Origin of the sequence: Mesorhizobium sp. M7A.F.Ca.CA.004.06.1.1 (genome assembly GCF_003999135.1) — a bacterium.
Classification (GTDB): Bacteria; Pseudomonadota; Alphaproteobacteria; order Rhizobiales; family Rhizobiaceae; genus Mesorhizobium.
Genome location: NZ_RZPQ01001361.1, coordinates 1 through 638, shown reverse-complemented (window position 1 = coordinate 638; position 638 = coordinate 1). Strand labels below are relative to the sequence as shown.

Below are 638 nucleotides of genomic sequence, written 5' to 3'. Positions count from 1 at the left end.
GCCTATGGCGAACTCGGGCCGGCCTCGGCGATGCCGCCGATCGATATCTCCAGGCCAAACGTCATCCGCATGCGCACCTTCTCGAAGGCGTACGGGCTGGCGGGCATACGCTGCGGCTATGCGATCGCCGAGGCCCAGGTGATCCGCGACTTCGAGAAGATCCGCAACCATTATGGCGTCAGCCGCATGGCGCAGATCGCCGGCGTCGAGGCGCTCGCCGATCAGGACTATCTGCAAAGCGTGGTGGCGCGGGTCGCGGCCGGCCGCCGACGCATCGCAGGCATTGCCGAGGCAAATGGCCTGAAGCCGCTGGCGTCGGCGACCAACTTCGTCACCATCGATTGCGGCGGCGATAGCGCTTTCGCGCTGAAAGTTCTGCAAGGTCTGCTGTCACGCGACGTCTTCATCCGCAAGCCGATGGTGCCACGGCTCGACCGCTGCATCCGCATCAGCGTCGGTCTCGATCACGAGCTCGACATTCTTGCCGAGGAGTTGCCTGGCGCGCTGGCAACAGCGCGGGGAAATTAGGTTCCGTCTGCAAGCAAACCAGCTGCAAAGCAGCCTACAAATCCATTTCCCAGGTCTGGCCGGTCAGATCCTTGCCGAAGCTGTGGTGGTTCTCCTGCGAGACCAACCTG

The 638-nt window shown here is 63.5% G+C and carries 1 protein-coding gene; it reads left to right on the top strand.

Annotation, left to right across the window (positions count from 1 at the left end; translation table 11 throughout):
* Positions 1-528 (top strand): aminotransferase class I/II-fold pyridoxal phosphate-dependent enzyme (locus EN906_RS36335; RefSeq protein WP_127375882.1); only part of this gene is annotated, 528 nt, incomplete at its 5' end.
* Positions 529-638 lie beyond the last annotated feature (110 nt).